The following is a 16486-nucleotide window of genomic DNA, read 5'->3' as shown; positions in this document are numbered from 1 at the left end:
CCACGCGGCGTGCCGGGCCCGGTGCTGGCTGCGGCTGCACCGGCAGGCGGTTGCGCTGCGCTGGCAGCAGGTGAAGTAGCGCTGGCCGGGGAACTGGCCGCCGGGGGCGCCGTGCCGCCTGCCGGAGCGGGGTTAGCGGTGTGAGCTGGCTGGTGCGTAGCGGCCATCGTCCAGCCCTGATCTGCTGCGCCGGTAGCCGGGGCAGGCGGCGCAGCAGGCGCCGGATCCGCTGCGCTGCTGCCGGAGCTGGCAGCTGCCGGGGGGGCGTCACCAGACGTCATCGGTTCCAGACTCAGGCCAGCCATGGGCTCCAGACTGAGACCCGGTTCCTGCCGCGAGCTGGCGGCGCTCATGCTGGCGGGCAGCGCCGGCTCAGGTGTGAGTGCCAGAATCTGGTCGAACTCCTGCGAAGGTTTGTCCAGTTCGTCGGCGCCGGCGGAATTCTGCTGGGCGCGCTCGGCTTTCTTGAGCGCCTGCATCAATAGGCTCATGATCTAGTTCCCTTTGGCAGTTGCTGCAGCTTCGCCGTAGGCAGCGGTGTCGGGCACGCTACCTGGCAGCATGTAGCGGTAATCCTTGTAATCGCCATTGACGCTGGCATCTTTTACCACCACAGGGCGCATGAAGATGACCAGTTCCGTCTTGGTGTTGTTCTCGTTACGATAGGAGAACAGATTGCCCAGCACGGGCACACTGCTCAGCCCGGGAATGCCGTCCTTGGCGTTATCGACCGAGTCCTGCATCAGCCCGCCCATCACGGCGATCTGACCGCTCGACACCTTCATCAGCGATTCCAGTTCGCGTGCCTGTATTACCGGCACTTTGCTGACCACGGTGCCCAGCGCAGGATTGGGGTCCTGCACGTAGCCGACGATGCGGGTAATGGTGGGACGTACGTTGAGGGTCACTTCGTCGCTTTCGGAAATCTGCGGCGTTACGCTCATGACAAAGCCTACCGGCACCGTCTCCAGCTTGGATTCGTAGGTGGCCGGCGAAGTCGGTGTGCCGTTTACGCCCAGCACGGCGGGCGTCACCTTGATCGAGAAGAACACATTATTGTCCACCACTTTCAGCAGCGCGGTCTGGTTATTCAGCACGCTGATCTTGGGACTGGACAGTACTTTGACCTTGCCGAACGATTCCAGCAACTGGATGGTGGAAGCGATATTGCCCAGCCGGCTAGTGGGGTTGGCGTAGTTGAGCACGAATACGCCGGGGCTGGTGCCGGGATTGACGCTGCTGGGCAGGGCGGCGCTGCCCACCAGTCCCTGCGTCAGCTTCAGCCCGCTATTGCTGAGCGAGGACCAGTTGATGCCCTGCTGGTACTGGTCGCCCAGCCGCACCTCGATGATGGTGGCTTCGATCAGCACCTGACGCTTGGCGGCACCGAGCACGATGTCGAGAAATTCGCGGATTTTCTCGTGCTGGCGCGCGGTGGCGCGCACGGCGATCAGGCCGCCCTCGGCATTGACGATGACGGAAGTGCTGTTCTTGCTGCTGGCCTTGTTGCCGCCGAAAGCTGCCGCATCGAAGCCGCCTGTAGCAGGCGCGGCGCCGGGTACGCCAGCCGGATTGGCTGCGGCCGCCTGATTGAGGGTGGCGAGCGGATCCGGCGCGCTGTCGCCCAGATTCGACGAACGCAGCATGTCGCGGATGTTCTTTTCCAGGCTGTACCAGAAATTATTATCGGAACGGTTGTTGACCACGGTGGTGGAGTTGTTGCTGCCGTTGCCGTTGGCGCCATTGTTATTGTTGCTGGTGGCAGTCGGGCTGCTGCTGCCGCTGCTGCTGCCGTTCGCGCTGCCAGTGGCAGCAACGGGATTGGCTGCGCCGGCCCCGCCGCCGGTGGTGGAAATCTGGGTAGCGATATTCACGCTGCTGCTGGTGCTGCGCGCAATGTTGACGTAATCAACCTTGTAGTTGCGCCATTCGGGCGTATCCGGCATCACGGTCAGGGTGTCGCCGTGGATTTCGTAGCGCATGTCGACCTGGCGCTGGATGCGGCTCAGCAGCTGGGGCAGGGTCTGGTCCAGTGCATTCAGGGTGACCACGCCTTCGATGCCGGGATGGATGTCGACGTTCAGGCCGGCATCGCGCGCTAGCGCGAACAGCAGCGACTCCACCGGCACCTTGTGTACCGTCACACTGTAAGTCTCCACCTTGGCCGTCGCGCTAGGGGGCGGCAGGGCCGCGCTCTGCTGTACTGGCTCGGGAATGGCACCGGCAGCACGGGGCGCTTCAGCGATGTGGGTGGGCGACGGCGGCAAGGTATGGCTTGCGCATGCGCTCAGCAACACGCTGCACACCATGGGGACGATGGGAGTGGCGAGTTTTTTCATTGTTTCTTTCCGGCCCGGGAGGTGTGCAGGATATTGTATATTTGCAATATAGACAGCATGATCTTACAAATTCCCGTGGCCTGCAAGGACAGCACTTGAAATTGCCCAAATAAACAGCAGGATAGCGCCTGCCCACGCAACAGCGCGCCACCACGGGCGGCGCCGCGCACGGCGGCGGAAAGCGGCCTCGCGGATGGCCTGGCGCGCGTGGCTGGCCTGCACCAGGCTGGCATCGCTGGCATAGGCTGCCAGCAGGGCTTTGTCGGCCAGAATATTGATGCGCCGGATGATGCCTTCGGAATGGCGTGCTATCAGCCGCGTGGCAGCCGGGCTGAACAGGGGCGCGCCGTCGTGGCCGGCGGCCTGCAGGCGGCAGGCGAGGAACTCTTCCAGCAGCGCTTCCGGCAGGGCCGGCACCTCGAAACTGTGGGTGATGCGCTCGCGTAGCTGGCGCATGCTGTCCAGCGCCAGATGCTGGTCCAGCTCCGGCTGGCCGAACAGGACGATCTGCAGCAGCTTGCGATGGGCCGTTTCCAGGTTGGTCAGCAGGCGGATAGCTTCCAGCGTGTCCAGCGGCATGGCCTGGGCTTCCTCCACCAGCAGCACTACCTGACGGCCACGGCTGTGGCGTGCGATCAGGTCGGCCTGCAGGGCGCGCTGGATCTGATCGATGCGCAGGCCGTTGCCTTCCAGACCCAGCTCGGCGGCGATGGCGTATTGCACCTGCTCCGCATCAAGATTGGGGTTGACCAGATAGATGACGTCGATATATTCGGGCAGCTGCTGTTCCAGCATGCGGCATAGCATGGTCTTGCCGGCGCCCACTTCACCCGTCACTTTGATGATGCCTTCGCCATGGCAGACGGCGTACAGCAGTGCCTGCAGGATATCGCCGCGGGTATTGCCGGCATAGAAAAACGCCGGATTGGGCGTGATGCCGAAGGGGGCGACGCGCAGCCCGAAGTGGGACAGATACATGGCCGCCACTACGCTATACAGCCGAGAAAAGCCTGCTCCAGCGTGTCCGCGCCATACTGCGAGCGGCATTCTTGCGGCGTGCCGCAAAAACGGATCTGGCCTGCATGCAGGATGGCCAGGCGGTCGCACAGCAGTTCCACGTCGGCCAGATTGTGGGAGGTCAAGAACAGCGTGCTGCCCTGATCGCGCAAAGCCGCCAGCTGCCGGCGCAGCAGGGCGTGGGCTTTCGGGTCCAGTCCGCTCATCGGCTCGTCCAGCACATACAGCCGCTTGCGCGCCAGCAGGCAGGCGGCCAGCCCCAGTTTCTGTGTCATGCCCTTGGAATACTGGCCTACGGTCTGGTCCAGCGCGGTGGCGGGCAGGTCCAGCGCAGCCAGCATGTCCAGCACTGCCGCCGTGTCGTAGTCGAGACCCTGCAAACGCAGACAATAGCGGATGAACTCGCCGCCTTTGAGGTAATAGGGCGGCTTGAAGCTTTCAGGTAAGTAGCCCAGCGGCGCGCGGCTGGCGGGCTGCTGGTGCGGCTGGCCCAGGATGGCGATGCTGCCGCCATCGGGCCGGATGAAGTCCAGCAGGCACTTGATCAGGCTGGTTTTGCCGGCACCGTTCAGGCCCACCAGCGCCAGACATTCGCCGGCCTGCACCGTCAGATTCAGGTCTTGCAGCACAGGCGTAGCGCCATAGCGTACGACAAGATGCTGGAAGCGCAGGGCAGGAAGCGTCATGGGCGGGTGATAGGCTGGGCTGGAAAACGTCCGTCACTGTAGCGCATTCGCGCCAGGAATGCGATATCTTGTGACTCGGCTGCATGGAAAGCCGCTCAAGCCGCGAAATCTGCCTTAGAATTGCCGCACGTTGATGAGCAGTGTAGAGAGTGAGGATCAGGGATGGCAAGACCAGAGAAAGTACGTCTGGGTGAAATACTGGTGCAGCAGAAGCTGCTCACGGAAGAACAACTGACGGCAGCGCTGGCCGAGCAGCAGCGCAGTGGACGCAAGCTGGGCCGGGTATTCATCGAAAACGGCTATGTCACCGAGGAACAGATCGCCGGTGCGCTGGCGCGCCAGCTCAGCATTCCCTATCTCAACCTGAAATTCTTCAACGTCAATCCGGAAGTGGTGCGTCTGCTGCCGGAAACCCAGGCGCGGCGCTTCCGTACGCTGGTGCTGGAAGACCGCCGCGGCTCGCTGCTGGTCGGCATGTCGGACCCGACCGATCTGTTTGCTTACGACGAAATCAGCCGCATCCTCAAGCAGCCGCTGGAACTGGCCGTGGTCAACGAAACGGAAGTGCTGGCGGCGATCGACCGCATCTACCGCCGCACGGAAGATATTTCCGATCTGGCCCGCGAGCTGGAGCAGGATCTGGGCGATGTCTCGGTGGACTTCGGCGCGCTGGCCGCTGCCAATGCCAATCTGGAAGAGGCGCCTGTCGTCAAGCTGCTGCAGTCGGTGTTCGACGATGCGGCGCAGGTGCGCGCCTCCGACATCCATATCGAGCCGCAGGAAGCGCGGCTGCAGATCCGCTTCCGTATCGACGGCGTGCTGCACCTGCAGACGGAAGCCGATATCCGTATTGCGCCGGCACTGGCGCTGCGCCTGAAACTGATGTCCGACCTCGATATTTCGGAAAAGCGGCTGCCGCAGGACGGCCGCTTTGCCGTGCGGGTAAAAAACCAGCGCATCGACGTGCGTATTTCCACCATGCCCACCCAGTACGGCGAATCGGTGGTGATGCGTCTGCTCAGTCAGGGCAACACCAGCTTGCGGCTCGATAGCATCGGCATGCCGCGCGCCATGGTGGAGAAATTCCGCGCCATCGTCCAGCGTCCCAACGGTCTGGTGCTGGTGACGGGGCCTACCGGTAGCGGTAAAACCACCACGCTGTACAGCGCTCTGTCCGAGCTGAATTCGGTGGAGAAAAAGCTGATCACGGTGGAAGACCCGGTCGAATACCGCCTGCCGGGGATTAACCAGGTGCAGGTTAACGACAAGATCGAACTGAGTTTTGCCCGCGTGCTGCGCTCGGCGCTGCGGCAGGATCCCGACATCGTGCTGGTGGGCGAGATGCGCGATCAGGAAACTGCCCAGATCGGCCTGCGCGCCGCCATGACGGGTCACCTGGTACTGTCTACGCTGCACACCAACGACGCGGCCAGCACGCCGCTGCGGCTGATGGATATGGGCGTGCCGCGCTACATGGTGGGCAGCTCGCTGCAGGCCGTGCTGGCGCAGCGGCTGGTGCGGGTGATCTGCGAAAGCTGCACCACGCCCTACGAGCTGACGCCGCCCGAGCGCGAATGGCTGCGCATGGAGCTCAACGACAAGGTCGATATGGCGCGCTATTTTCACGGCAAGGGCTGCTCGCACTGCAACGGCATGGGCTACCGCGGCCGTACCGGCGTGTACGAGCTGCTGGAAATGACGCGCGAAGTGGCCGATGCGGCGAATAATCCCGATCCGGCCTATTTCCTTACCAAAGCGGCGGCCCAGATGGGCGGCGATACGCTGCGCCGCCATGCCGTCTCGCTGGTGATTCAGGGTAAGACGACGGTGGCCGAAGCGATGCGCGTCAGCAACCAGAGCGAGGAATAAAGTGCCCTATTTTTCCTACAAGGCGCGTGATGCGCGCGGCGAACTGCTGCAAGGCGTGATGGAAGGCGCCGACAGCGGCGCAGTGGCCAACCAGCTCAGCAGTGCCGGTGCCACGCCCGTGCAGATCACCCTGACGCGTGGCGGGGCGGCGTCCAAGGGACAGGAAGATGCCGGTCTCAAGCGCCTGTTCGCCCGTCCGGTGACGTCCATGGATGTGCAGCTGTTCAGCCGCCAGATCTATACCCTGCTCAAGTCCGGCGTGCCTATCATGCGCGGTCTGGCGGGGCTGCAGGATTCGGCCATCAATCCCAGTTTCGGTGCCGTGATCAAGGATTTGCGCGAATCGCTCGATGCCGGCCGCGAACTGTCGGTGGCGATGCGGCGCCATCCCAAGGTGTTCAGCGAGTTCTATCTGTCGATGGTGCGGGTAGGCGAAATGACGGGCCGGATGGAAGAAGTGTTTCTGCGCCTGTTCGATCATATGGAGTTCGAGCGCGAGATGCGGGCCCGCGTCAAGAGTGCCACCCGCTATCCTATTTTCGTGATTACGGCGATGGTGATCGCCATCGTGATCGTGAATATCTTCGTGATTCCCCAGTTCGTCAAAGTGTTCGAGAGCTTCCACGCCGAACTGCCTTTGATGACGCGCCTGCTGATCGCCAGCTCGGCCTTCATGGTGGCTTACTGGATGCAACTGGTGGTGGTGACGGCGGGCGCGATGGTGGGCCTGCGCGCGTGGATAGGCACGGCTGCTGGCCGCTACCGCTGGGACCGTTTCAAATTGAAATTCCCGATAGCGGGCAAAATCATCCAGAAAGCTACACTGGCGCGCTTTGCGCGCAGTTTTTCCTTGTCTAGCCGCAGCGGTGTGCCTATTGTGCAGGCATTGACCGTCGTTTCACAGACGGTCGATAACGCTTTTCTGGGCCAGCGGGTGGAACGCATGCGCGACAGTGTGGAGCGGGGCGATAGTATCCTGCGCACCGCCGTGGCCAGCAAGGTGTTTACGCCGGTGGTGATCCAGATGATCGCGGTGGGCGAGGAGTCGGGTTCGCTGGACGAACTGATGGACGAGATTGCACAGATGTACGAGCGCGAAGTCGATTACGAACTGAAGACGCTGGCAGCGCAGATCGAGCCTATCCTGATCACCTTCCTCGGTCTGCTGGTGCTGGTGCTGGCACTCGGTATTTTCGTGCCGATCTGGGATCTGGGCAAAGTGGCGTTGCCGCACTGATGCGCAAGAACGGTCATAGTCTGCTTGAATTCGCCATTGCGGTCAGTGTGTTTGCACTGCTGCTGGCGGTGGCGCTGGATAAACTGGGTTTCTACCAGCAAGCGGGCGAGCAGGCCAGCGTACAGGCGATCCAGATCAATTTGCGCGCGGCGCTGGCCGGTCAGGTCATGACTTTGCAGGCGCGCGGACGCGAGAGCGAACTGGCGCTGCTGGCCGGTGCCAATCCGGTACTGTGGCTGGAGCGCCCGCCGGCAGGCTACGCGGGCGAGCAGTCTGCTGCGCAGGCTGCAGGGCTGGCGCCGGGCAGCTGGTATTTTGATCCGGTGTTGCGCCTGCTGGTTTATGTGCGCAATAAGCAAGAAACTGGTTTAAATAATGCTGCTGGGAATGTATGTTTCAGAGTAGAATTGCAACGCTTGCCCAAGAAAATTGCCAACGCCGAGTCTATGCCTGTCCAGCAGACAGGGCTGGAGCTCAAGGAAGTAAACGATTGCCGGACGCCGCCCCTATCCGCTGCGACGCGTCGCTAATGTTGATTTTTAAAGTTAGGTCTGGAGATTTACATGCAAATTCAAGCAGCACGCAATAACGTTATGGGCTCGCAGCAAGGCGGTTTCACTTTGATCGAACTGATCGTTGTCATCGTCATACTCGGTATTCTGGCCGCCACCGCGCTGCCGCGCTTCGCCGGGCTGGGTGCGGATGCCCGTCTGGCCAAGATGCAGGGCGCACGTGCCGCCATAGTCAGCGCTTCGAATATGTACCATGGCCGCTGGCTGGCAGCCGGCTCGCCAGCGACCGGCACCACAACTTTCGACACCAATGTGGTGGTGGATAACACCACCGGCTACCCGACCTATGCCGGTATCGCCGCTGCAGTCGATACCTCCGACTACGCCGGCACGCTTTCCACCACGGGCGTGCTGTATCCTGACGCTGCGCACACGGCCTGCTCGCTGACCTATGTGCTGGCCAGCGGTACCGTGACCATGGCCGCAACCAGCACCACCTGTCAGTAACGGGAGAGTCTGCGCGCAGCGGGCATGGACAGAGTCCGACAGTTACGCCGCCACTGGCGGCGTGGCGCCGGCTTCACGCTGGTGGAACTGATCCTGGTGATCGTGGTAGTGGGCATCATGGCCGGCGTGGCCGCGCCACGCTTTTTTGATCGCAAAGGTTTTGACGCGGCATCGTATGCCGCCCAGCTCAAAACTTTGCTGCGCTATGCCCAGAAGACGGCGATCGCGCAGGGCCGCCCGGTATACGTGAAAGTTACCAGCGGCGGCGTGACACTGGCATTTGACGTGCTCTACGTGCTGGGCGTCACCGCGCCCGGCGGGCAGAACAGCGCCACGGCCGCGACGCTGGCGTTCTGCAGCGGGTCTACACGCGCCTGCGAAGCCGTGCCGGCCGGTCTGACGCTGAGCGGCGGTATCAATTTCTATTTTGATGCAACCGGCAAGCCCTTCATGACGACCGACGTGTCACCCACGCTTACCTCCACCTTCTCCACGCTGAACATGACGCTGAGCGGCGACGGCAGCACCCGTACCATCACGGTCAATGGGGAGACCGGCTATGTCCGTTAGGCGGCCAGGGCAGGGCCAGCACGGCATCAGTTTGGTCGAACTGATGATGTTTATCGTCATCGTCGGCATTGCCGTGCTTGGCGTGCTGCAGGTGCTGGGCAATACCGCCCGCAATAGTCCCGACCCCATGCTGCGCAAGCAGGCGCTGGCCATTGCCGAGGGCATGATGGAAGAGATCCGGCTGGCCCATTTCAGTTTTTGCGATGGCGGCGACCCCGCCGCCGAACAGCCGACCACACTCAGTCCCGCCGATTGCACGGTGCCGGAAAATGTGGGCGCGGAAAGTGGCAATACGCGGCCCTATGACAATGTCAATGATTACGTGATCGCGTTCGGCACGCCTGTCACCTATAGCACTGATGCTGCCGGCAACAGTTTCCCGAACGGCTATACGGCCAGCGTGACGATACAGCCCGATACCGGCCTGGGCCCCGCCGGCGGCAAGCTCGGTTCGGATGCCACCCCGGCGAATATGAATGTGCTGCGCATTACGGTCAGCGTTTCCTACCCCGGCGGCAACGCCATCGTGCTCGATGGCTATCGCACGCGCTATGCACCGAGGTCGATATGAAACGCCAGCGCGGTTTTACCCTCATCGAGATCATCATCGTGGTGGTGATTACCGGCATACTGGCCGGCATGGTGGCGATGTTCCTCAAGACGCCGGTGCAGAACTATGTCGACACGGCGGCCCGGGTCGAACTGACCGATGTGGCCGATCTGGCCTTGCGCCGCCTGTCGCGCGAAGTGCGGCTGGCGCTGCCCAACAGCGTCTATGTCTCGCCGGACCGGCATATGCTGCAATTCCTGCTGGTGAAAACAGGCGGGCGCTACATCGATATCAACGATGCCCCGCCATCGACCCTGCTGCCGCTCGATTTCAGTCCGAGCGCCAGCCTGTCCTTCGATATCGCAGGCGCGGCCCCTAGCGGGCGCCAGCAGATACTGGTGAACGACTACATTGTGGTGTTCAATCTGGGCACGGCGCCGGCCGACGCCTATACTAACGGTAATATTGCGCGCGTGACGGCGGTGTCCGGTACCCGCATTACCATGGCCAATAATCCGTTTGCCGTGGCTACGCCCAGCATGCCTTCGCCCACCAGCCGTTTTCACGTGGTGACTGGCACGGTCACCTATGTCTGCACGCCGGTGGCGGGCGGCGGCGGCACGCTGGTACGCAATTACAGCACCTCCATTTTTGGCCCTAACGGTCTGGGCGCGCCGCCGTATGGTACGCCGGCGCTGCTGGCGGAGAAGGTGTCCAACTGCGGCTTCGATTACACCGTGCTGGCCAATACCAACGCGGCGCTGGTAGGCATGTCGCTGACGCTGGCCAGTGCCAGCGGCGAGCAGATCAGCTTGTCGCGTCAGGTTCACGTGGATAATACCCCATGAGTACTTCTGTCCAAATTTTGCGCCAGCGCGGCGTTTCCATCGTTACCGCACTGTTTCTGGTGGTAGTGCTGACCGGGCTGGCCGTGGCGGTAGTCACGCTCAGCACTGCGCAGCAGACCACCACGGCACAGGACCTGCTCGGTGCGCGCGCCTACGAGGCGGCACGGGCCGGGGTGGAATTCGGCCTCTACCAGAATCTGGTGAATGGCAGCTGCGTGCCTAGCCAGAATGTACTGGCCGGCGGCACGCTGTCAGTATTTACGGTGACGCTGACCTGCACCGTTGCCACCACGCCGGGCATGGGCAGTAGCCTGAATGTTACTACGCTGACCGCTACCGCCTGTAATATCCCGCAGTCAGGTGCTTGTCCGAACGGCCTGACCAGCTCGCCCGATTACGTGCGCCGTACTGTCTCCGTGCAATTCTAGATCATGCCAGCCTACGTTCATCCCGTTCTCATCCTGTGTTGCCGGCTAGGCTGGAGGCTGCTGCTGGCCTGTGCCTTGCTGGCCGGCCCGGCCCGGGCCGATTCGCCCATTACGCTGTTCAAGAGCTTTGCCGGCAATGTCAGCTTTACCGGCACGCAGAAGACCATGCGCACCAAGGACAATAATACCGATCCCTGCGCGGTCAATACCGGCACCATGAATATGGTGCTGAGCGGCCTGCCCAATGGCGCCACTGTGCTCAACGCCCAGCTGTACTGGGCCGGTTCCGGTTCCAATCCTGACTACACGGTGACATTCGACGGGAGCGCAGTGACGGCGCCGGCCACGCGCAGCTTTACTTCGCCCACAGTGGGCTATGATTTCTTCGCCGGTGCCTACGATGTCACTACCCAGGTCAAGGCCAAAGGCAATGCTACCTATACGGTGGGCGGGCTGTCGGTCAATACCGGTAGTCCGCACTGCGATGTACAGGCCGTGGTGGGCGGCTTCCAGCTGCTGGTGATCTATTCGCATTCGAGCGAGCCATTCCGCGTGCTGAATATCTACGAAGGTTTCCAGTACATCCGCTATTCCAGCGTCACCCTGACGTTGGCCAACTTCAAGATACCCACCCCGATCGGCAGCGTGACGGGGCGGATCGGCCATATTACGTGGGAAGGCGATACCACACTGTCGGGCGGCGGCGAGATCCTGCGCTACAACAGCGTGGAGGTAACGGATGCCATGAATCCGTCCGGTAACCAGTTCAATTCGGCCAGCAATATCAACAACGACGCCCAGTCCTATGGCATCGACTTCGATGCCTATACGGTGGCTTCGCCCGTGATCCAGGCGGGCCAGACGTCTGCGCGCAGCGATTACCAGTCCGGGCAGGATCTGGTATTGCTCAATGCCGAGGTGATTGCTGCGCCGAATGTGCCGGCCACCGATCATGGTGTTTCCATGACCTTGCAGACGCCGCTACAGCCTTCGCAGGCAAGCAACTACCTGATCAATGTGGTGAACAACGGGCCGCTGGCTGAAGGCGGGCCTATCAAGGTGGTGGACGTGCTGCCCGCATCGCTGATTTTCGTCAGTGCCAGCGGTACGGGCTGGAGCTGCAGCAATGCCGGCCAGACCGTGACCTGCCTGTATTCCGCCACAGTAGCCGCTGGCACCACTTTGCCGACGATTACCCTGCGTGTCACGGCAGCAGCGGCCGCCACCGGCCTGATCACCAATAGCGCCACGGTAAGCGGTCCCCTGTACGACTATTACGACGGCAACGATACGTCGACCGTCAGCACCTCGATAGGTGCTTCGGCCATTGCGCCGACTTACGGCTATACCGATAGTCCCTGCCTGAATGGCCTGCCGTTCGGCGATCCGGGCCAGAGCTGCAAGCTGATCGACTTCAATGCCCAGCAGCGGCTGGGCAATATGGCGATACCGCTCTACCTGACCTATCTGGTTTCGAATGTGCCAACGGCTGTAGCCAGCAACGATACCACGATCAAACTCAAATATGCGCTGGCCTGCTATGACCCGGCGCAGGATGCCGGGGTGCGTGCCAGCTTTACCAGAAACGGCGGCAGTGCCGTCAGCCTGCCGCTGTGCTCGCGCTCGGGCGCCTTGCCCGGCGCAGCGTCGAGCTACTGGACCAGCCTGAATGACGTGGTGTTCAAGGGCGGCACGGCCAGTTCCACCGACTTTTACCGCTTCCAGTATGCCGACGTGGGACGCATCGAGTTCCTCGTCAGCGATGCTTCGGGCCGGCTGGGGACCAGTCTTGCCTTTGTCGAGCGGCCGGAGCGCCTGCTGCTGGTGCCGCCCGCTAACAACGGCGCACAGAACCCCGCGACGGCAACGGACCCTGCGTTTGTGACGGCGGGCACGAATTTTTCCATGAGCGTGCAGGCGCTGTTGTATGGCGGCGGGCTGGCGCCGAATTTCGGCAAGGAGTCCACCCCTATCACCATCGCGCTGCAGGCGCTGGCAGCCAAGGACCAGACGGGTGCCCGGCTGGCAGACATGATCGATCCCGGTGGCGATCCCGAGGCGCCACTGAATTTCAATGGCAGCTTTGGTGCTTTCAGCGGCGGCGTGGCGAGCGGTTCGGCATTCTCGTTCGATGACGTGGGCGTGCTGGAACTGACGCCGCTGCCGAGCGGCGGCTATCTGGGCACCGGCAACATTCAGGCCCAGTCGGTCAACGTGGGCCGCTTTATTCCCGATCATTTCAAGACTGTTCCGGCACCCTCTATGGCGTGCGACCCCAACGGCATGAGCTGCCCCGCCACGGTGTACGGCATGGCCTATTCCGGCCAGCCGTTTGCCGTGCAGGTGGTGGCCGAGAATGCCCAGAGCGAGGTCACCGGCAACTATCGCGGTTTGCTGGCGCGGCAGGTGGTGCTGAGTGCTTATTCGGCACCGGGCAGTACCACCACGGCCAATCCGCCAGCCAGCCCGACCGGTGCAGCCCTGACGGCCAACAGCATTTCCGCCGCGACCTTCTCGGCCGGCACAGCCACCATCAATCCGCAATACAGCCTGCCTAATCCCTTTGTCGCAACCGCTCCGTATGCGAAGAACTGGGTAACGCCGACCATGGTGTATATCCGTGCCAGCGAAACCGGCACGCCGAACGACGGCGTCACTTCGCTGCGCACCAATGCCGAGGAGGGCGGGGTGGCGGTGGTGGCGGGCCGCCTGCTGGTGCCGAATGCCTATGGCTCGTCCAAACTGCCGCTGCCGCTGCAGCTGTCGGCCCAGTATTACGGTGCCACCAGCCGCAATGGCGTGGCCAGCTATTCCTGGCGTGCCAATCCCAGCGATAGCACCACCAGCGTGACCATGGCCAGCGCGCTGCAGTATTCGAGCTGTCTGGTGGCCTGTCCTGCGCTGGACAGCGGCGCTGCCGCCGTGCTCACCATGAACGGCGGGCTGGGCACCACCAATCTGAAAGCCGGCAGCAGCAGCGCCAAGAGCGGGGCGAATGTCAAAGTGACGGGACCGACGTGGCTGCCGACGTCGCAAGGGCGTGTGACGTTCGGTGTTTATCGCAGTCCGGTCATTTTCTTGCGGGAAGTGTATTGAATCTGCCTCATTTTGTTCCGCCTGGTGACAGAAAGTAATCAAACTTGCACACGGCCTTAAAAATGCGGCAACTGAGCCATGAAACTTGAATATAATCAAGGATGTGTGGCGATTATTGAAAGCAGCACCTAATCATTTGAGAAGCTCGGATGCGTTTATTCGGAAAAGCAGGTAACAAAAGCGGCTGGCTGGCACTGATCCTGACGGCCGACGGCGTGCAGGCGGTCGCTATCGAGCGCCGTACGGGCAGCCAGCCACGTGTGCAGCTGGCCCAGAGCTATACGGCGCCCAGTGGCTATCCGGGTTCCATCCTGTTCCGCGTGGCACGCGATCTGCATGCGGCCAATTACCACTGCACCACTCTGCTGGGCAGTGGCGGCTACCAGCTGCTGATGGTGGAAGCGCCGAATGTGCCGGCGGCAGAAATGAAAGCTGCGCTGGGCTGGCGCGTCAAGGATATGATCGATTTCCCGCTGGAAGATGCCACGCTGGATATGGCGCTATTGCCACCGTCGAAGAATTCCAGTGCAGCCAGTTCGCAAGCCTTTGCCGTGGTGGCGCGCAACAGCATACTGGCACCGCACCAGCAGGTCTTCTGGGAAAACAAGGTGGCGCTCGATGCCATCGATATCGATGAAATGGCACAGCGGAATATTTCGGCGCTGCTGGAACCGGAAGGGCGCGGCGTGGCCATGCTGTCCTTCGACGCCGACGGCGGCCTGCTGACGGTGAGCTTCAACGGCGAGCTGTATCTGGCGCGCCGTATGGACATCACCCTGAACCAGCTGCTGGAAACGGATGCCGACCGCTTGCAGCATCTGCACGACCGCATCACGCTTGAGCTGCAGCGTTCGCTCGATCACTTCGAGCGCCAGTTCTCCTTCGTCGCCATCGCCAAGCTGGTGCTAACGCCCGTGGGCAATGGCGAACTGCGTAATTATCTGGCGGCCAATCTGTATCTGCCCGTCGAACAGCTGGAACTATCCAGCGTGCTGGAACTGGACGATGTGCCGGATCTCGAGCAGGCCGAGCAGCAGCGCGTCTACCTGCGTGCCATAGGTGCCGCTTTGCGTACCGGGGTGGCGGCATGAGCCAGCAGATCAATCTCTACAACGTTGCCTTCGAGCCGCAAAAAAACTATGCCACTGCGCCGGTGGTGGTGGGCGTAGTGCTGTCCACGCTGCTGGTCATGGTGGTGTGTACCGTGCTGGCCCAACGCCAGCTGGCGCAAACCAGTGCGCAGGCAGCTAGCGTGAAAGGGGAACTTGATGCGCGCGAAGCCCGCAAGACGGCTGCTACGGCAGCCTTCGTTGCGCCGCGCAAGAGCGACACGCTGCAGAAGGAAGTCGAACAGGCTGGCGTCATGCTGGCCAATCTGCAGAAAGTGGCCGGCATCCTCGATCAGGGGCAGGCGGGCGGTGTACATGGCTATTCGCCTTACTTCCGTGCGCTGGCGCGGCGTACCAGCGCAGGCCTGTGGCTGACCGGTGTGCAGATTCAGGGCAATGGCGACAGCATAGGTCTGCAGGGCCGCGCCCTGAAAGCGGACCTGCTGCCCGGCTATCTGGCCGGTCTGTCGGGCGAGACGGTTTTGCGGGGCAAGAAATTTGCCCAGCTGGATCTGCATGAGCCTGTTGCCAGCGCCAGCGCTACTGCTGCGGCCAGTGCACCATCCGCCACGGCCAGCGTAGTGGCTGCGCCCCGGTTTGTCGAATTCAGTCTGCAGTCGTCGGTGGATGAGGCTGCTAGCAAGGCGGTGCAACAATGATGGCGATCTGGAAGAAATTCGATGCATGGCTGATGGCGCTGACGCTGCGCGAGCGGCTGCTGGCGACCTTCTGTGCGGTCCTGCTGCTGGTGTATCTCGGCTATCAGCTGGAACTGTCGCCGCTGTACCGCCAGAACGCCATTTTGCTCGACACCATGCAGCAGCAGCGCCAGCAGATAGCGTCTATCGATTCCGAACTGGCCCAGCTGGCGGCCGCGGCCAAGCGTGATCCAGATCAGGAGCTGCATCGCCAGCTGGCCTCGCTGCAGGCAGATAGCACGGCACTGCGCGAAAAACTGCGGGCTGCGCAAAAAGGGCTGGTGGCGCCTGACCGTATGGGCCCGCTGCTGCAGCAGATGGTCAACGGCCACGGCAAACTGCGCCTGCTGTCACTCAAGACGCTGGCGCCGCAAGGCACTAGCGATGGCCAGTTCCTGGCCGCCGACGCCGGCGAGCCGCGTCCGGCCAATGCCGCTGCGCCGCTGCTGTACCGGCACGGCGTGCAGGTGGTGCTGCAAGGTAGTTATCTGGATATGATCACCTATCTGGAAGCGCTGGAAGCCATGCCGCAGCAGCTGTTCTGGGGCAACGCGGCGCTCGATGCTTCCGGCAACGGTGCGGCACGACTGAGCCTGACGCTCTACACCCTGAGTCTGGATTCGAAATGGATAGCACTGTGAAGCGCCTGCTGGGCGTAGTAGGGCTGGCCTTGCCGCTGCTGGCAGGGGCACAGCAGTTGCAGGACCCCACCCGTGCTCCGGCCGGGCTGGCGTCCGGGCCGGCGCAAGCGGGCAATATGGAAGGAGAAGGCGTGCCGGCTGCGCCGCGTCTGCAATCGATACTGATCGGTGCGGCGCCCAACAACCGGCGGCTGGCCGTGATCGATGGCGTGACGGTGGCGCAGGGCGGTAAATTTGCCGATGCGGTCGTAGAACGTATCAATGATAATTCGGTCGTGCTGCGGCGTGGCAAACTGCGGGAAACCCTGATCCTGTTTCCCCAGATTCCGGGCGGCCTGCAGGCAAGCGGGAAAAAATGATGACTAACTACGAGCGTTAC

The 16486-nt window shown here is 62.3% G+C and carries 16 protein-coding genes and 1 pseudogene; 13 read left to right on the top strand and 4 right to left on the bottom strand.

What is annotated here, in order from left to right; translation table 11 throughout:
* From GTP27_RS11310 to GTP27_RS11295, 4 genes and pseudogenes are all read right to left on the bottom strand, one after another.
* A pseudogene (locus tag GTP27_RS11310) lies at positions 1-491 on the bottom strand (tetratricopeptide repeat protein); the annotation flags it as partial.
* A gap of 3 nt (positions 492-494) precedes the next feature.
* Positions 495-2339 carry a pilus (MSHA type) biogenesis protein MshL gene (mshL, locus tag GTP27_RS11305; protein WP_161039276.1) on the bottom strand — a complete coding sequence of 615 codons (1845 nt, stop codon included), beginning with the start codon at positions 2337-2339 and terminating at the stop codon, positions 495-497.
* A gap of 63 nt (positions 2340-2402) precedes the next feature.
* Positions 2403-3317 (bottom strand): ExeA family protein, encoded by a 915-nt coding sequence (locus tag GTP27_RS11300; RefSeq protein WP_161039275.1) that lies wholly within the window; start codon positions 3315-3317, stop codon positions 2403-2405.
* Between the two features lie 8 nt (positions 3318-3325).
* Entirely contained in the window at positions 3326-4042 is a 717-nt protein-coding gene (locus GTP27_RS11295) for an ABC transporter ATP-binding protein (RefSeq protein ID WP_161039274.1), read from the bottom strand.
* Between the two features lie 162 nt (positions 4043-4204).
* On the opposite strand from GTP27_RS11295, the gene GTP27_RS11290 reads away from it, so the two are divergent.
* The 13 genes from GTP27_RS11290 to GTP27_RS11230 all read left to right on the top strand — a co-directional run bounded on the left by GTP27_RS11290 (position 4205) and on the right by GTP27_RS11230 (position 16466).
* Positions 4205-5911 carry a GspE/PulE family protein gene (locus GTP27_RS11290; RefSeq protein ID WP_161039273.1) on the top strand — a complete coding sequence of 569 codons (1707 nt, stop codon included), beginning with the start codon at positions 4205-4207 and terminating at the stop codon, positions 5909-5911.
* Between the two features lies 1 nt (position 5912).
* On the top strand, positions 5913-7148 hold the full coding sequence (locus GTP27_RS11285; RefSeq protein WP_161039272.1) for a type II secretion system F family protein: 1236 nt from the start codon (positions 5913-5915) through the stop codon (positions 7146-7148).
* The gene (locus tag GTP27_RS11280; RefSeq protein WP_202416695.1) at positions 7148-7678 is read left to right on the top strand and encodes a type II secretion system protein; all 531 of its coding nucleotides are present in this window, start codon (positions 7148-7150) and stop codon (positions 7676-7678) included. The genes GTP27_RS11285 and GTP27_RS11280 overlap by 1 nt, the downstream gene beginning before the upstream one ends.
* A gap of 33 nt (positions 7679-7711) precedes the next feature.
* Entirely contained in the window at positions 7712-8167 is a 456-nt protein-coding gene (locus GTP27_RS24045; protein ID WP_161039271.1) for a prepilin-type N-terminal cleavage/methylation domain-containing protein, read from the top strand.
* A gap of 24 nt (positions 8168-8191) precedes the next feature.
* Entirely contained in the window at positions 8192-8737 is a 546-nt protein-coding gene (locus GTP27_RS11270) for a pilus assembly FimT family protein (RefSeq protein ID WP_161039270.1), read from the top strand.
* The gene (locus GTP27_RS11265; RefSeq protein WP_161039269.1) at positions 8727-9308 is read left to right on the top strand and encodes a hypothetical protein; all 582 of its coding nucleotides are present in this window, start codon (positions 8727-8729) and stop codon (positions 9306-9308) included. Before GTP27_RS11270 ends, GTP27_RS11265 begins: the two co-directional genes overlap by 11 nt.
* The gene (locus GTP27_RS11260; protein ID WP_161039268.1) at positions 9305-10135 is read left to right on the top strand and encodes a prepilin-type N-terminal cleavage/methylation domain-containing protein; all 831 of its coding nucleotides are present in this window, start codon (positions 9305-9307) and stop codon (positions 10133-10135) included. Before GTP27_RS11265 ends, GTP27_RS11260 begins: the two co-directional genes overlap by 4 nt.
* Complete coding sequence (locus GTP27_RS11255; RefSeq protein WP_161039267.1) at positions 10132-10563, top strand: agglutinin biogenesis protein MshP; 432 nt, start codon at positions 10132-10134, stop codon at positions 10561-10563. The genes GTP27_RS11260 and GTP27_RS11255 overlap by 4 nt, the downstream gene beginning before the upstream one ends.
* A gap of 3 nt (positions 10564-10566) precedes the next feature.
* The gene (locus GTP27_RS11250) at positions 10567-13659 is read left to right on the top strand and encodes a DUF6701 domain-containing protein (protein ID WP_161039266.1); all 3093 of its coding nucleotides are present in this window, start codon (positions 10567-10569) and stop codon (positions 13657-13659) included.
* A gap of 149 nt (positions 13660-13808) precedes the next feature.
* Complete coding sequence (locus GTP27_RS11245) at positions 13809-14750, top strand: type IV pilus biogenesis protein PilM (protein WP_161039265.1); 942 nt, start codon at positions 13809-13811, stop codon at positions 14748-14750.
* Positions 14747-15427, top strand: coding sequence for a PilN family protein (locus GTP27_RS11240; protein WP_161039264.1), 681 nt, complete (start codon positions 14747-14749; stop codon positions 15425-15427). The genes GTP27_RS11245 and GTP27_RS11240 overlap by 4 nt, the downstream gene beginning before the upstream one ends.
* On the top strand, positions 15424-16107 hold the full coding sequence (locus GTP27_RS11235; RefSeq protein ID WP_161039263.1) for a type II secretion system protein M: 684 nt from the start codon (positions 15424-15426) through the stop codon (positions 16105-16107). The genes GTP27_RS11240 and GTP27_RS11235 overlap by 4 nt, the downstream gene beginning before the upstream one ends.
* Positions 16092-16466: a general secretion pathway protein GspB gene (locus tag GTP27_RS11230; RefSeq protein WP_161039262.1), complete on the top strand. Its 375-nt coding sequence runs from the start codon at positions 16092-16094 to the stop codon at positions 16464-16466. Before GTP27_RS11235 ends, GTP27_RS11230 begins: the two co-directional genes overlap by 16 nt.
* Positions 16467-16486 lie beyond the last annotated feature (20 nt).

Source organism: Duganella qianjiadongensis (genome assembly GCF_009857915.1).
Taxonomy (GTDB): domain Bacteria; phylum Pseudomonadota; class Gammaproteobacteria; order Burkholderiales; family Burkholderiaceae_D; genus Rugamonas; species Rugamonas qianjiadongensis.
The sequence above is the reverse complement of the archived record's forward strand: the minus strand, read 5'-3'. Positions and strand labels throughout refer to the sequence as shown.

What these genes read in the sequence shown, in the direction of transcription:
- GTP27_RS11265 (WP_161039269.1), top strand. Translation starts at nt 8,727, where the DNA reads ATGTCCGTTAGGCGGCCAGGGCAGGGCCAGCACGGCATCAGTTTGGTC.
- GTP27_RS11270 (WP_161039270.1), top strand. Translation starts at nt 8,192, where the DNA reads ATGGACAGAGTCCGACAGTTACGCCGCCACTGGCGGCGTGGCGCCGGC.
- GTP27_RS11255 (WP_161039267.1), top strand. Translation starts at nt 10,132, where the DNA reads ATGAGTACTTCTGTCCAAATTTTGCGCCAGCGCGGCGTTTCCATCGTT.
- GTP27_RS11240 (WP_161039264.1), top strand. Translation starts at nt 14,747, where the DNA reads ATGAGCCAGCAGATCAATCTCTACAACGTTGCCTTCGAGCCGCAAAAA.
- GTP27_RS11250 (WP_161039266.1), top strand. Translation starts at nt 10,567, where the DNA reads ATGCCAGCCTACGTTCATCCCGTTCTCATCCTGTGTTGCCGGCTAGGC.
- GTP27_RS11290 (WP_161039273.1), top strand. Translation starts at nt 4,205, where the DNA reads ATGGCAAGACCAGAGAAAGTACGTCTGGGTGAAATACTGGTGCAGCAG.
- GTP27_RS11230 (WP_161039262.1), top strand. Translation starts at nt 16,092, where the DNA reads ATGGATAGCACTGTGAAGCGCCTGCTGGGCGTAGTAGGGCTGGCCTTG.
- mshL (WP_161039276.1), bottom strand. Translation starts at nt 2,339, where the DNA reads ATGAAAAAACTCGCCACTCCCATCGTCCCCATGGTGTGCAGCGTGTTG.
- GTP27_RS24045 (WP_161039271.1), top strand. Translation starts at nt 7,712, where the DNA reads ATGCAAATTCAAGCAGCACGCAATAACGTTATGGGCTCGCAGCAAGGC.
- GTP27_RS11260 (WP_161039268.1), top strand. Translation starts at nt 9,305, where the DNA reads ATGAAACGCCAGCGCGGTTTTACCCTCATCGAGATCATCATCGTGGTG.
- GTP27_RS11280 (WP_202416695.1), top strand. Translation starts at nt 7,148, where the DNA reads ATGCGCAAGAACGGTCATAGTCTGCTTGAATTCGCCATTGCGGTCAGT.
- GTP27_RS11235 (WP_161039263.1), top strand. Translation starts at nt 15,424, where the DNA reads ATGATGGCGATCTGGAAGAAATTCGATGCATGGCTGATGGCGCTGACG.
- GTP27_RS11245 (WP_161039265.1), top strand. Translation starts at nt 13,809, where the DNA reads ATGCGTTTATTCGGAAAAGCAGGTAACAAAAGCGGCTGGCTGGCACTG.
- GTP27_RS11295 (WP_161039274.1), bottom strand. Translation starts at nt 4,042, where the DNA reads ATGACGCTTCCTGCCCTGCGCTTCCAGCATCTTGTCGTACGCTATGGC.
- GTP27_RS11300 (WP_161039275.1), bottom strand. Translation starts at nt 3,317, where the DNA reads ATGTATCTGTCCCACTTCGGGCTGCGCGTCGCCCCCTTCGGCATCACG.